Here is a 12,902-nt window from a genome sequence, read left to right on the forward strand (position 1 = left end):
GTGAACGGTGAGGTTTGTGGCGGTGATCAAGCAGGTGCCCGACGGGGAAAGCCGGCTCAAGATCCAAGGGGGAAGGGTAGACCTCTCGGGGGCCACCCTGATCCTGGACCAGATGGACGAGTACGCGGTGGAGGAGGCCCTGCGCCTCAAGGAGAAGCACGGGGGGGAGGCGGTCGTGGTGGGCTTTGGCCCCGAGCGCACCGAGGAGGCCATCCGCACCGCCTTGGCCATGGGCATGGACCGGGGGGTGCACGTGGTCTTTGAGGGCTACGCCGACCCCGTGGCCGTGGCCCAGGCCCTGGCCCCGGTCCTCAAGGAGGAGGCCCCCACCCTGGTCCTCACCGGGGGGCAGCAGGCGGACTGGGACAGCCAGGCCCTGGGGGGCACCCTGGGGGAGGCCCTGGGGGTTCCGGTGGTGGCCTGGACCACGGCCCTGGAGCTAGAGGGGGACACGGCCAGGGCCAAGCACGACCTGGACGAGGGGGCCGAGTGGGTGCGGGTGCGGCTTCCCGCCCTTTTCACCACCCAGCAGGGCTTGAACGAACCCCGCTACCCCACCCTACCCGGGATCATGAGGGCCAAGAAGAAGGAGATCCGCAAGGTCCAGGCTGAGGTACGGCCCAAGGTGGCCCTCCTCGCCGAGGAGATCCAGGAAAAACAGCGCCTAGGCAAGATCCTGGACGGCAAGGACCCCGTGGGGGCGGCAGAGGAGCTGGTGCGGCTCCTCCACGAGGAGGCCAAGGTCATCTAAGGGAGGGAAGCATGGTGCTCGTTGTCCTGGACCACGATGGCAACAGGCTGAGAAAGGGGGCCCTCGAGGCCCTAACCCGGGCCCGGCAGTTGGCCGAGGGCTTGGGGACCAAGGTGGCAGGGGTACTCCTGGCCGAGGACAAAGCCCCTTTGGAGGAGGCGAAGAAGTACGTGGAAACCCTCTACACCGCCACCTTGGGCCCCTACACCGCTGAGAAGTGGGCAGCCGGAGTGCTGGCGGCAGCCAAAATGGGGGCGAAGGCGGTGGTGGCCCCCTCCTCCAGGCAGAGCCGGGCCTTTTTGGGCCGGGTGGCCTACGCCCTGGAGGCTGGGTTTTTGGAGGACACCCTGGACTCCTCCCTGGAGGCAGGCGAGGTCCAGGCCACCCGCTACGCCTACCTGAACCGGGTCACACAGAGGGTAAAAAGCCCTCTGCCCGTGGTCCTCACGGTGAAGCCCAACACCACCCCCCTGGCCGAGCCCCTGGAGGCCGAGGCTGAGGTGGTGGCCCTAAAGGTCCCCGAGATCCCCACGGTGGAGGTCTTGGAGCGGGTAGAGGAGGAGAAGAAGGGGGTTTCCCTCACCGAGGCCAACGTGGTGGTCACCGGGGGGCGGGGGATGGGGGGCCCCGAGGCCTTCCGTCTGGCCGAGGAGCTCGCCGCCCTCCTAGGGGGGGCCGTGGGGGCCACCCGGGCGGTGGTGGACGCGGGTTGGCGGCCCTACAGCGAACAGGTGGGGCAGACGGGCAAGACCGTCCAGCCTGCCCTCTACATCGGCCTTGGGGTTTCCGGGGCGGTGCAGCACCTGGCGGGGATGAACAAGAGCAAGTACATCGTGGCCGTGAACAAGGACCCCGAGGCCCCCATCTTCAAACACTCGGACTACGGCGTCGTGGCGGATGTGCACCAGATCCTCCCCGCCCTGGTCCAGGCGGTGAAGAAGCTCAAGGACTAGTCCGGAAGGGGAAGGCCTTGGGGCCCACGGTCAGGCCTTCCCCTCTTCCCCCGGCTTGGGCGGGGCTCCTTCGTCCACCATCCGGGCCTCCTCGGGGGAGGGGGAGGGAGAAGACCCCCCTTCCTCCTTGGAAGCCCCTTTGCCCGAGCCCCGCAGGAAGCGGAAGAGCAAGAGGAGGAGGATCAAGACCAAAACCACCCCCACGGCATAGGGCCAGACCGGGGCCCCGGGAACCTGGGGCGGCTCGGGAAGGCCAATGGGGGGGCCAGGGGCCTGGAAGACCTCCTCCTCCACCTTGCCGAGCCTCTCGGAAAGGGCCTTTAGGGTCTCCCCTTGGGCTTGGAGTTGGGCCTCGAGGGCGCTCACCCGGGAGGCCAGATTCCCGTAGGCTTGGAAGGCCGCAAGTCCCGCCCACGCCAGCAGCAGAAGCAACACCAACCCCACAACCATGGCCCACCAACGCTGCACGCGCTACCTCCCTTCTGGGCCAGACCCTTCGGGAAAGGCCCGGCTCCAGTGTATCATGGCCGCCAGGATGGCCGACAACGCCAGGCTTCTCTTGGACGAACTTTTGGCGGAGCTGGAGGAGCGCCGGCGCAAGGTTTTGCTGGGCGGCGGGCCTGAGAGGGTCAGAAAGCAGCACGAGCAGGGCAAGCTCACCGCCCGGGAGCGGATCGCCCACCTCTTGGACGAGGGGAGCTTCGTGGAGCTCATGCCCTTCGCTGAGCACCTGGAAACCGGGCTCATGGAGGGCCTCGAGGCCCCCACCGACGGCGTGGTCACGGGCTACGGCACCATCGGGGGCAGGCTCGCCTTCGTCTTCAGCCAGGACTTCACCGTCTTGGGGGGCTCCCTGGGCAAGATGCACGGCCGCAAGATCGCCAGCCTCATGGACCTGGCGGCCAGGGTAGGGGCGCCCGTGATCGGCCTCAACGACTCCGCCGGGGCCCGGATCCAGGAGGGGGTGGACAGCCTCTCCGGCTACGGGGAGGTCTTCTACCGCAACGCCATCTACTCCGGGGTCATCCCCCAGATCTCCGCCATCCTGGGCCCCTGCGCCGGGGGGGCGGTCTACAGCCCGGCCATGACCGACTTCGTCCTCATGAGCCGCAGGGCCTACATGTTCATCACCGGCCCCGAGGTCATCCGAAGCGTCACCAAGGAGGAGGTGAGCTTTGAGGCCCTGGGCGGGGCGGCGGTGCACATGGAAAGGAGTGGGGTGGCCCACCTGGAGGGGGAGGACGACCGGGAGGTCCTGGACCTCATCAAGAAGCTCCTAAGCTACCTGCCGCAAAGCAGCCGGGAAAAGCCCCCCATCCTAGACCCCAAGGACGACCCCCACCGCCCGGTGCCCGAGGTCCTGGAGATCGTCCACCCCGACGCCCGGAGGCCCTACAACATGCACGCCCTCATCCGCGCCCTCCTGGACGAGGGGGAGTTTCTGGAAATCCAGCCCCGCTTCGCCCGTAACCTCATCGTGGGCCTGGGGCGGCTTGGGGGGTATCCCGTGGGGGTCATCGCCAACAACCCCCGCTTCATGGCGGGCGCCCTGGATATCAACGCCTCCGACAAGGCCGCCCGCTTCATCCGCACCATGGACGCCTTCGGCATCCCCCTCCTCACCCTGGTGGACGTGACCGGCTTCCTGCCCGGGGTGTCCCAGGAGCACGGGGGCATCATCCGCCACGGGGCCAAGATGCTCTTCGCCTACGCCGAGGCCACGGTGCCCAAGATTACCCTGATCGTGCGCAAGGCCTACGGGGGGGCCTACCTGGCCATGAACTCCAAGGACATGGGGGCGGACGTGGTCCTGGCCTGGCCCACGGCGGCGGTGGCGGTCATGGGGGCGGAAGGGGCCGCCAACATCGTCTTCCGCCGGGAGATCCAGTCCTCCCCCAACCCGGAGGAGACCCGCAGGAGGAAGATTGAGGAGTACCGCCGGGCCTTTGACAACCCCTGGGTGGCCGCGGGCCGGGGGTACATTGACGACGTCATAGACCCCGCCGAGACCCGCCGCCTGCTTTACTCCCACCTGAGGATGCTCTGGGACAAAAAGGAGGAGCGCCCCTGGAAAAAGCACGACAACATCCCCCTGTAGCGGGCCCCCAGACCTACGACCAAAGTCCTAAGTACCCCACCGCGGCTTTCGCCGCGGTGGGTGCCCCAAAAAGTTCCCCCACAGCCCTGATACCCTCGGGGCCCCGATGCTGGCTTGGGCCAACATGGGGTGGTATGACTTGGGCCTCCCATGTTGCAAAACCAAAGCGCGGGCATTTAGCTGAGAAAAGCCTCCCGGGAACCTTTTACCGGGGCCCCTGGCTTGGGCCAGCATAGGGTGGCATGAAACAACCGCGCCTTCGTCCAGCCCGGCCCCGAGGCCTGCCCCTTCACGAGCCCCTACTGAAGGCCTGGCCCAAGAAGCCCCCCATTCTGGGGGGCTTTTTTATGCTGGAGGCCATGGACCTGGAGACCTTTGCCCATAGCCTAGCCGGGTGCCGCCTCTGCCCCAGGCTCGTGGCCTGGCGGGAGGGGGTGGCGGGGAAGAGGCGGGCCTTCCGGGACGAGGCCTACTGGGCGAGGCCCGTGCCCGGCTTCGGGGACCCAAGGGCCAGAATCCTCCTCTTCGGCCTCGCCCCCGGGGCCCACGGCGCCAACCGCACGGGCCGCCCCTTCACCGGGGACGCCTCCGGGGCCTTCCTCTACCCCCTCCTCCACGAGGCGGGCCTCGCCAGCAGACCCCAAAGCCTCCCCGGGGACGACCTAAAGCCATATGGCATTTACCTCACCGCCGCCGTGCGCTGCGCCCCGCCAGGGAACCGGCCCACCCCGGCGGAGATCAGGACCTGCGCCCGTTGGACGGAAGCGGAGCTCGCCCTCCTCCCCGAGGTCCGGGTCTACCTGGCCCTGGGCCACATCGCCCACGAGGCCCTTCTCGCCCATTTTGGCCTCAGGAAGCGGAACTTCCCCTTCGTCCATGGCCAGGCCTACCCTCTAGGAGGGGGGCGCTACCTGGTGGACAGCTACCACGTCTCCCGTCAGAACACCCAGACGGGGAGGCTCACCCGGGAGATGTTCCTGGGGGTCCTCCTCCGGGCTAAGCGCCTCGCCGGGCTTTGAGCCAGGCCATGAGCTCAGGGTAGGAAAGCGTGTTCAGAACCCTCTTCGGGCCGATCCAGGCCCTTTGGGCCGTGCCCACCGCGAGCTCCATGAAGCGGAGGTGGTCCACCTGGTGGGCGTCGGTGGAGAGGCTCACCCAAAGCCCCATCGCGTAGGCCATACGGGCCAGATCGTCGGGGAGGTCCATGCGGTCGTAGTAGCCGTCGATCTCCACCGCCACCTCCCGCTCCAGGGCCTTCTGGAAGACGGCCTCCCAGTCGGCCTCGATGGGGGGCCTCCGGCCGAGGAGCCGGGCGGTGGGGTGGGCGAGGACGTGGACGAAGGGGTTCTCCAAGGCCTTCAGGATCCGCCTCGTCTGTTCGGCCTTGGGGAGCCGGAAGCCGGAGTGGATGGAGACGAGGACCAGGTCCAGCTCCCTTAAGACCCAGTCCGGGTAGTCCAGGGAGCCGTCGGGCCTGATGTCCACCTCCGCCCCCGCCAGGAGGTAGGGTGGGGCGTGGGCCTCGTTGAAGCGGCGGATGGCCTCTATGCGCTTTAGGGCCTCCTCCGCCGAGGGCCCTCCCGCCACCCGCACCGCCGGGGAGTGGTCGGTGATGGCCAGGTACTGGTAGCCCAGCTCCCTGGCCGCCCACCAGAGCTCCTCCAGGGTGTTCTTCCCATCGGAGTAGGTGGAGTGGACCTGGAGGTCCCCCTTCACTTGGGAAAGCTCCAGGAGCCGGGGAAGCCTGCCCCTTTGCGCCGCCTCTATCTCCCCCTGGTCCTCCCTTAGGGGCGGGGGATGGAGGGGAGGCCCAGGGCGGCGTAGACCCCTTCCTCCGTCTCCCCGGCGATGCGCTCCTCCCCGCGGAAGACGCCGTACTCGGAAACCTTCAGGCCCATCCCCTGGGCCAAGGCCCGAAGACGGATGGAGTGCTCCTTGCTCCCCGTGAGGTACTGGAGGCCCGCCCCGTAGCTTTCCGGGGGTACCACCCGGAGGTCCACCTGGAGGCCGCTCTTCAGAAAAACCGTGGCCCGCTCCTTCCCCCGGGCGTAGACCCCTTCCACCCCGGGCAGGGCCACGAAGCCGGCCACCGCCTTCTCCGGCTCCCCGCTCGCCGCCAGGTAGTCCAGGTCCCCCACGGTGTCCTTGTAGCGGCGGGCGGAGCCACAGAGTTCGGCCTGCTCCACCCCGGGAAGGGCCCGGATCTGCTCCAAAAGGCTCCGGGCCAGGGAAAGCACCGCCCCCAAAGGCCTACGCTTGCTGGCGGCCTGGGCTAGGAAAAGCCCCTCCTTGATGCGCGCCGCCTTCTTGGCCCCAAAGCCCCTAAGCCTCAGGAGATCCCCCCGCTCCAAGGCCTCTTTCAGCTTCTCCAGGGAGTCCACGCCCAAGGCCTCGTAGAGCCCTCGCGCGGTCTTGGGCCCCACCCCGGGGACCTCCATCACCGCCAGGACCCCCCTTGGCACCTCCTTGGCCAGCTCCTCGTGCTTCCCCACCTTGCCCGTAGAGAGGTACTCCAGGATCTTCTCCGCCAGGTCGGGGCCGATGCCAGGAAGCCCCAGGAGGGCCTCCCTCCCCTTCTTGGCGATCTCCTCTATGGGCGTGTCCAGATCGTAGAGGGTACGGGCCGCCTGGTGGTAGGCCCGGACCCGGAAGGGGTTGTCCCCTAGGAACTCGCTCATCAGCCCGATCTCCTCAAAGATCCGGGCCAGCTCCTGGTTGCTCATGGCCCCACTATACTGTCCGGGGCCCCTGTTCCCGCCCCCAAGGATGGGGCGGCGCAAACGGGTATACTGCCCAAAGTGCCCAGGCCGGACCGCTTCCGCAAAGCCGTGGTGGAGCTCCTGAAGCAGGAGGGCCGCCCCCTCCACTACACCGAGATCGGCCGCCGCCTCCAGGAGAGGGGCCTCTGGGCCTCGGTGCGGGAGCCGGAAAAGATCGCCAGGATCCGCCTCTCCGCCCTGGCCCGCTGGGCAAGGAGCCCGGTGGTGGCCCTAGGCCGGGGCCTTTACGGTCTCAGGGAAGAGGGCAGCACGAGGCCAGAACCTTGAGGTAGTTGGCCCGCTCAAAGGCGGCGGGCTCCGCCACCTTCTGGTAGCTCATCACCCCCCGCATCTCCTGCACGCTTTCGTACCCCTTCTCCTCCATAAAGGCCTTCAGCTCAGAAAGCACGGCGCAGAAGTGGCCCGGCCCCCTTTGGAGAACGGCCGAGGTCATCATGACCACCTGGGCCCCCGCCATGAGCCCCTTCACCGCCTCCTTGCCCGAGTGCACTCCCCCCGTGAGGGCCAGCTCCAGGTCCACCCGACCAAAGAGAAGCGCGATCCAATGGATACGGAGGAGGGACTCGTAGGGCTGGGAGAGGCTTAGGGTAGGGACCACGGAGAGGGTCTCCAGGTCAAAGTCCGACTGGTAGAAGCGGTTGAAGAGGACCAGGGCCTTGGCCCCCGTGGCCTCCACCCTTTTGGCGAAGTGGGCGAAGGCGGTGAAGGCGTGGCCCACCTTGACCGCCACGGGGATGCGCACGCTTTCCACCACCGCCTGGATGGTGTCCAGGTACATGGCCTCCACCTCGGCCCCGGAAAGGGCGGGATCGGTGGGGATGTAGTAGAGGTTGAGCTCCAGGGCGTCCGCCCCCGCCTCCTCCAAGAGCCTGGCGTACTCCACCCAGCCCCCCCGGCTCACCCCGTTCAGGCTGGCGATGATGGGAACGGAGACCCGCTCCTTGGCTCGGGCGAGGAGGTCCAGGTGGCGCTCGGGGGTGAGGCGGTACTCGTGGGCCCGGGGGAAGTAGGAGAGGGCTTCGGCGTAGCTCTCGTGGCCGTAGTGGAGGTAGTGGTCCAAGGCGGCCTCCTCCTCCAGGATCTGCTCCTCAAAGAGGGAGTGCATGACGATGGCCGCCGCCCCCCCATCCTCCAGGCGCAAAAAGCCGTCCAGCCTCTCCGTAAGGGGGGAGGCGGAGGCCACGAGGGGGTGCTCTAGCTCAAGCCCCAGGTAGGTGGTCCTTAGATCCATGGCTTCCTCCTTATACCCATCTTTCCCTGCTCCCAGCTTTCTGCCGGGGTCCCCATGCTGGCGCCAGCATGGGGTGGTATTAGACGCTCTCCGGCACCTTGGCCGCCATCCGCATGAGCCTCTCCCACCTGGCCCGCACCGCCTCCTCCGCCAGCCTCAGGATGGTCTCCGCCTCCTCGGGATGGGTCTGGAGGAGGAGGCGGTAGCGGTTTTCCGCGTAGAGGTATTCCCGCAAGGGAAGGGTGGGCGGCTTAGAGTCCAGGATCAGCCCTTCCCCGGGCTTGTAGCGGAAAAGGGGCCAGTAACCGGAGCGCTCGGCCATCTTCTGGTGGTCCATGCCCTTGGCCATGTCAATGCCGTGGGCGATGCAGTGGCTGTAGGCGATGATTAGGGCGGGGCCGGGGTGAGCCTCGGCCTCGAGGAAGGCCCTAAGGGTCTGGGCGTCGTTGGCCCCCATGGCCACCTGGGCCACGTAGACGTGGCCGTAGCTCATGGCCATGAAGGCCAGGTCCTTCTTGGGGGTGGGCTTGCCCGCCGTGGCGAACTTGGCAATGGCCCCTAGGCCCGTGGCCTTGGAGGCCTGCCCCCCGGTGTTGGAGTAGACCTCGGTGTCCAGCACCAAAACCCGCACCCTGGCCCCGCTGGCCAGGACGTGGTCCAGGCCCCCGTAGCCGATGTCGTAGGCCCAGCCGTCCCCACCCACGATCCAGACGGAGTGGGGGATGAGGGCCTCGGCTACCGCCGAGAGGTCCCTGGCGCGGGGGTCCTCCAGGGAGGCGAGCCTCTCCTTCAGGAGGGCCACGTCCTTCCGCCTTTCCTCTATGGCCTCAGGGCCCGCCTCCTGAAGAAGCCTCGCCAGAAGCTCCTCCCCCAGGAACTCCCGGAACTCGGGAAGGAGCCTTCTCGCGTACTCCGCCTTCTTGTCCAGGGCCAGGCGCATGCCCAGGCCGAACTCGGCGTTGTCCTCAAAGAGGGAGTTGGCCCAGGCGGGGCCCCGGCCCTCCCGGTTCTTGGACCAGGGGGTGGTGGGCAGGTTGCCCCCGTAGATGGAGCTGCACCCGGTGGCGTTGGCCACGAGGATGCGGTCCCCGAAGAGTTGGGAAAGGAGGCGGAGGTAAGGGGTTTCCCCGCACCCGGCGCAGGCCCCGGGGAACTCAAAGAGGGGCTCTAGGAGCTGGACGTCCTTGACGGTGTGGAGCTTGAGGCCCGCCCTAGGGGTCTCCGGCAGGGAGAGGAAGAAGTCCCAGTGCTCCTTCATGGCCTCCCGGACCTCGAGGCGGGGAGCCATGTTCAGGGCCTTGCGGCTGGGGTTCCGCTTGTCCTTGGCGGGGCAGGCCTCCACGCAGAGGGAGCACCCCGTGCAGTCCTCGGCGCTGATGGCGATGGTGAACTCCCCGGAAAGCTCCCTCCACATGGCCTTGCGGTGGAGGAAGCCCTCCGGAGCCCCAGTTAGGGCCTCCTCCGGCACTACCTTAGCCCGGATGACGGCGTGGGGGCAGACCAGGACGCACTTCCCGCACTGGACGCAGACCTCGGGGTCCCAGGTGGGCACGAACTCGGCGATGCCCCGCTTCTCGTAGCGGGCGGTGCCCGTGGGGTAGGTGCCGTCGGGGGGGAAGGCGGATACGGGGAGGCTATCCCCTATGCCCAGGGCGATGGGCCCCAGCACGTCCCGCACAAAGGGGGGTGGGTCCCCCACCATGGGGGGGATCAGGCCTCGCTCCGAGGTGATGCGGCCCGGGATGGGCAGGGGCTCCACGGCATGGAAGCCCAGCTCCACCGCCTGGAAGTTCCTCTCCAACACGCTCCTTCCCCGCTTGCCGTAGCTCTTTTCAACGCCCTTCTTGATGCGGGCCTTGGCCTCCTCCTCTGGGAGAACCCCAGAGAGCTTGAAGAAGGCCGCCTGCATGATGGTGTTGATGCGCCCGGGGAGGCCCACCCTTCGGGCCAGCTCGTAGGCGTTCACCACGTAGACCCTGAGGTTCTTCTTGAGGATCTCCTCCTGCACGGGCCGGGGCAGGCGGTCCCAGACCTCCTCCTTGGGGTAGGGGGCGTTGAGGAGGACCGTGGCCCCCTCCTCCGCTAGGTGGAGCATGGGGAAACGCTCCAGAAAGCTCCACTGGTGGATGCCCACGAAGCTGGCCCGGCCTATGAGGTAGGGCTTCTCCAGGGGGTTGGGCCCGAAGCGCAGGTGGCTCACGGTGCGGGAGCCCGACTTCTTGGAATCGTAGACGAAGTATCCTTGGGCGTAAAGCGGGGTCTCCTCGCCGATGATCTTGATGGTGTTCTTGTTGGCGGAAACCGTCCCATCGGCCCCCAGGGCGAAGAAGACCGCCCGCACGGAGGCGGGGTCCTCAAAGTCCACCTCCGGGTAAGGGAGGCTCCTGCCCGTGAGGTCGTCCAGGATGCCCACGGTGAAGCCGTGGCGGGGCCGCTCCTTGCCGAGCTCCTCGTAGACCCCCAGGGCCATGGCGGGGGTGAACTCCTTGGAGGAAAGCCCGTACCGCCCCCCCACCACCACCAGAAGGGCGCCCCCTTTGAGGGCCAAGGCGGCGGCCACCTCCTGGAAGAGGGGCTCCCCTACCGCCCCGGGCTCCTTGCCCCGGTCCAAAACGGCCACCTTGCGGACGCTTGGGGGCAGGGCTTTCAGGAAGGCTTCCCCGTGGAAGGGGCGGAAGAGCCGGACCCGCACCATCCCCACCCGCTCCCCCCGCTTGAGGAGGTACTCCACCGCCTCCTCCACCGCCAAGGAGGCGGAGCCCATGACCACCACCACCCGCTCCGCCTCCGGGTGGCCGAAGTACTCGTAGGGGAGGTAGCGCCTGCCCGTGACCTGGGCGAAGCGGTCCATGACCTCCTGGACCACTCCCGGCAGGCGGTCGTAGTAGGGGTTGATGGCCTCGCGGTTTTGGAAGTAGTGGTCGGGGTTTTGCGCCGTGCCCCGGATCACCGGAGCCTCGGGGGTGAGGGCCCGCTTGCGGAAGGCCTCGAGGGCCTCCCAAGGGAAGAGGGCCTTGAGCTCCCGGTCGGAGAGGGGGGTGATCTTCTGCACCTCGTGGGAGGTGCGGAAGCCGTCCATGGCGTGGAGGAAGGGCAGGCTGGCCTTAAGGGCCGAGATGTGGGCCATGGCCGCCAGGTCCTGGGCCGCCTGGACGGACTCGGAAACCAGGATGGCCCACCCCGTGGGCCGCACGGCGTAAAGGTCCTGGTGGTCCCCGAAGATGGAGAGGGCGTGGGTGGCCAGGGACCGGGCCGCCACGTGGATCACCCCCGGCAGGGCCTGCCCGGCGATCTTAAACATGTCGGGGATCATGAGAAGGAGACCCTGGCTGGCGGTGAAGGTGGTGGCCAGGGCACCCTCCTGCAAGGCCCCGTGCAGGGCCCCGGCGGCCCCGCCCTCGGACTGCAGCTCCACCACCTTGGGCACCAGGCCTAGGAGGTTGGGCTCCCCCTTGGAGGCCCACTCGTCGGAGAGCTCTGCCATGGGGCTGGAAGGGGTGATGGGGTAGATGGCGATGGTCTCGGAAAGCCGGTAGGCCACCCGGGCCACCGCCTCGTTGCCGTCCACGGTGATGGGGCGCATAGGCTTCACCTCTTCCCTACCCTACCCCCACCCCGAGGTAATGTCCCGGAGGTAGAATGGGGGCGTGCTGGGCCCTTTCCGCTACCCCTTGGCCCTCCTCTCCCTCCTCCTGGCCTTGCTCCTCGAGGCCTACCGCCCCCTCTTCCTCCTCCTCGCCGGCCTGGCCCTCCTCCTCAGGCCCCGGTCCTGCCCCCGGCCTTGACGAAACCCCCTTGGGGGCCAAGACTTAGGGCGTGGACGCCCTGGAGAAAAACCTGGAAAAGTTAGCGGAGCTGGCCATAAGGGTGGGCCTGAACCTGGAGGAGGGGCAGGAGGTGGTGGCCACCGCCCCCATTGAGGCGGTGGACTTTGTCCGCCTTCTGGCGGAGAAGGCCTATGAAAACGGGGCCAGCCTCTTCACCGTCCTCTACGGGGACAACGCCCTCGCTAGGAAGCGCCTGGCCCTGGTGCCGGAGGAGGGCCTGGACAAGGCCCCCGGCTGGCTTTACGAGGGGATGGCCAAGGCCTTCCGCGAAGGGGCAGCCCGGCTGGCGGTGAATGGGAACGACCCCAAGGCCCTGGAGGGCTTCCCCCCTGAGCGGGTGGGCCGGGCCCAGCAGGCCCAGAGCCGGGCCTACAAGCCGGCCCTCTCCGCCATCACCGAGTCCGCCACCAACTGGAGCCTCGTCCCCTTCGCCCACCCGGGCTGGGCCAGGACCGTCTTCCCCGACCTGCCGGAAGAGGAAGCGGTGGAGAGGCTCTGGCAGGCCATCTTCCAGGCCACGAGGGCGGACCAGGAAGACCCCGTCGCCGCCTGGGAGGCCCACAACCGGGCCCTGCACGAGAAGGTGGCCTTCCTGAACGAGAGGCGCTTTTACGCCCTCCACTTCCTAGGCCCCGGCACGGACCTTACCGTGGGCCTGGCCGAGGGACACCTGTGGCAGGGCGGGGCCACCCCCACCCAGAAGGGGCGGCTTTGCAACCCCAACCTGCCCACGGAGGAGGTCTTTACCGCCCCCCACCGGGAGCGGGTGAAGGGGGTAGTGCGCTCAAGCCGCCCCCTGGCCCTCTCCGGCCAGCTGGTGGAGGGGATCTGGGCCCGGTTTGAAGGGGGCGTGGCCGTGGAGGTGGGGGCCGAGAAGGGCGAAGAGGTCCTCAAGAAGCTCCTGGAAACCGACGAAGGGGCGAGGCGCCTGGGGGAGGTGGCCCTGGTGCCCGCGGACAACCCCATCGCCAAAACCGGCCTCATCTTCTTTGACACCCTTTTTGACGAGAACGCCGCCAGCCACATCGCCTTCGGCCAGGCCTACGCTGAAAACCTCGAGGGCCGCCCCAGCGGGGAGGAGCTCAAGAAGCGGGGAGGGAACGAGAGCCTCGTCCACGTGGACTGGATGATCGGCTCCGAAGAGGTGGACGTGGACGGCCTCTACGAGGATGGGACCCGGGTGCCCCTTATGCGCAAAGGGGTTTGGGTGATCTAGGCTTCCCAGAGCTAGCTGGGAGGGCCTCAGGCCCTCCCTTCCCGGC

10 protein-coding genes and 1 pseudogene are annotated in these 12,902 nt (G+C 68.1%); 7 read left to right on the top strand and 4 right to left on the bottom strand.

Annotation, left to right across the window (positions count from 1 at the left end; all coding sequences use genetic code 11):
- Positions 1–7: 7 nt before the first annotated feature.
- Both ATI37_RS02245 and ATI37_RS02250 read left to right on the top strand, forming a co-directional pair.
- Positions 8–751 (top strand): electron transfer flavoprotein subunit beta/FixA family protein, encoded by a 744-nt coding sequence (locus tag ATI37_RS02245; protein WP_117236926.1) that lies wholly within the window; start codon positions 8–10, stop codon positions 749–751.
- 11 nt (positions 752–762) lie between these two features.
- Positions 763–1,704 carry an electron transfer flavoprotein subunit alpha/FixB family protein gene (locus ATI37_RS02250; RefSeq protein WP_117236927.1) on the top strand — a complete coding sequence of 314 codons (942 nt, stop codon included), beginning with the start codon at positions 763–765 and terminating at the stop codon, positions 1,702–1,704.
- A 30-nt stretch (positions 1,705–1,734) separates the two neighbouring features.
- Here the strand turns inward: ATI37_RS02250 and ATI37_RS02255 are convergent, their stop codons facing one another.
- A complete protein-coding gene (locus ATI37_RS02255) occupies positions 1,735–2,139 on the bottom strand; it encodes a hypothetical protein (protein WP_232822419.1) in 405 nt (134 codons plus the stop codon).
- A 100-nt stretch (positions 2,140–2,239) separates the two neighbouring features.
- On the opposite strand from ATI37_RS02255, the gene ATI37_RS02260 reads away from it, so the two are divergent.
- Together ATI37_RS02260 and ATI37_RS02265 are read left to right on the top strand one after the other, a co-directional pair.
- The gene (locus ATI37_RS02260; protein ID WP_198665488.1) at positions 2,240–3,802 is read left to right on the top strand and encodes an acyl-CoA carboxylase subunit beta; all 1,563 of its coding nucleotides are present in this window, start codon (positions 2,240–2,242) and stop codon (positions 3,800–3,802) included.
- 359 nt (positions 3,803–4,161) lie between these two features.
- The gene (locus tag ATI37_RS02265; protein WP_117238485.1) at positions 4,162–4,821 is read left to right on the top strand and encodes a uracil-DNA glycosylase; all 660 of its coding nucleotides are present in this window, start codon (positions 4,162–4,164) and stop codon (positions 4,819–4,821) included.
- Here the strand turns inward: ATI37_RS02265 and polX are convergent.
- Positions 4,799–6,525, bottom strand: a pseudogene (polX, locus tag ATI37_RS02270) (DNA polymerase/3'-5' exonuclease PolX). The gene ATI37_RS02265 and the pseudogene polX overlap by 23 nt on opposite strands.
- A gap of 75 nt (positions 6,526–6,600) precedes the next feature.
- Between polX and ATI37_RS02275 the strand changes: the two are divergent.
- Positions 6,601–6,849, top strand: coding sequence for an HTH domain-containing protein (locus tag ATI37_RS02275; RefSeq protein ID WP_117236930.1), 249 nt, complete (start codon positions 6,601–6,603; stop codon positions 6,847–6,849).
- Here ATI37_RS02275 and ATI37_RS02280 read toward each other — a convergent pair.
- Positions 6,815–7,813 (bottom strand): dihydroorotate dehydrogenase-like protein, encoded by a 999-nt coding sequence (locus ATI37_RS02280; protein ID WP_117236931.1) that lies wholly within the window; start codon positions 7,811–7,813, stop codon positions 6,815–6,817. The two genes, ATI37_RS02275 and ATI37_RS02280, sit on opposite strands and share 35 nt — an antisense overlap.
- A 79-nt stretch (positions 7,814–7,892) precedes the next feature.
- The gene (nifJ, locus tag ATI37_RS02285) at positions 7,893–11,396 is read right to left on the bottom strand and encodes a pyruvate:ferredoxin (flavodoxin) oxidoreductase (protein ID WP_117236932.1); all 3,504 of its coding nucleotides are present in this window, start codon (positions 11,394–11,396) and stop codon (positions 7,893–7,895) included.
- Between the two features lie 64 nt (positions 11,397–11,460).
- On the opposite strand from nifJ, the gene ATI37_RS11640 reads away from it, so the two are divergent.
- Positions 11,461–11,598 (top strand): hypothetical protein, encoded by a 138-nt coding sequence (locus ATI37_RS11640; RefSeq protein WP_198665489.1) that lies wholly within the window; start codon positions 11,461–11,463, stop codon positions 11,596–11,598.
- 31 nt (positions 11,599–11,629) lie between these two features.
- Positions 11,630–12,856, top strand: a complete 1,227-nt coding sequence (locus ATI37_RS02290; protein WP_117236933.1) for an aminopeptidase — start codon at positions 11,630–11,632, stop codon at positions 12,854–12,856.
- The last annotated feature ends 46 nt before the right edge of the window (positions 12,857–12,902 follow it).

This window comes from Thermus sediminis, from assembly GCF_003426945.1.
GTDB lineage: Bacteria > Deinococcota > Deinococci > Deinococcales > Thermaceae > Thermus > Thermus sediminis.

Coding starts and splice junctions, on each gene's coding strand:
- ATI37_RS02250 (WP_117236927.1), top strand. CDS start 763: ATGGTGCTCGTTGTCCTGGACCACGATGGCAACAGGCTGAGAAAGGGG.
- ATI37_RS02260 (WP_198665488.1), top strand. CDS start 2,240: ATGGCCGACAACGCCAGGCTTCTCTTGGACGAACTTTTGGCGGAGCTG.
- ATI37_RS02265 (WP_117238485.1), top strand. CDS start 4,162: ATGGACCTGGAGACCTTTGCCCATAGCCTAGCCGGGTGCCGCCTCTGC.
- ATI37_RS02280 (WP_117236931.1), bottom strand. CDS start 7,813: ATGGATCTAAGGACCACCTACCTGGGGCTTGAGCTAGAGCACCCCCTC.
- nifJ (WP_117236932.1), bottom strand. CDS start 11,396: ATGCGCCCCATCACCGTGGACGGCAACGAGGCGGTGGCCCGGGTGGCC.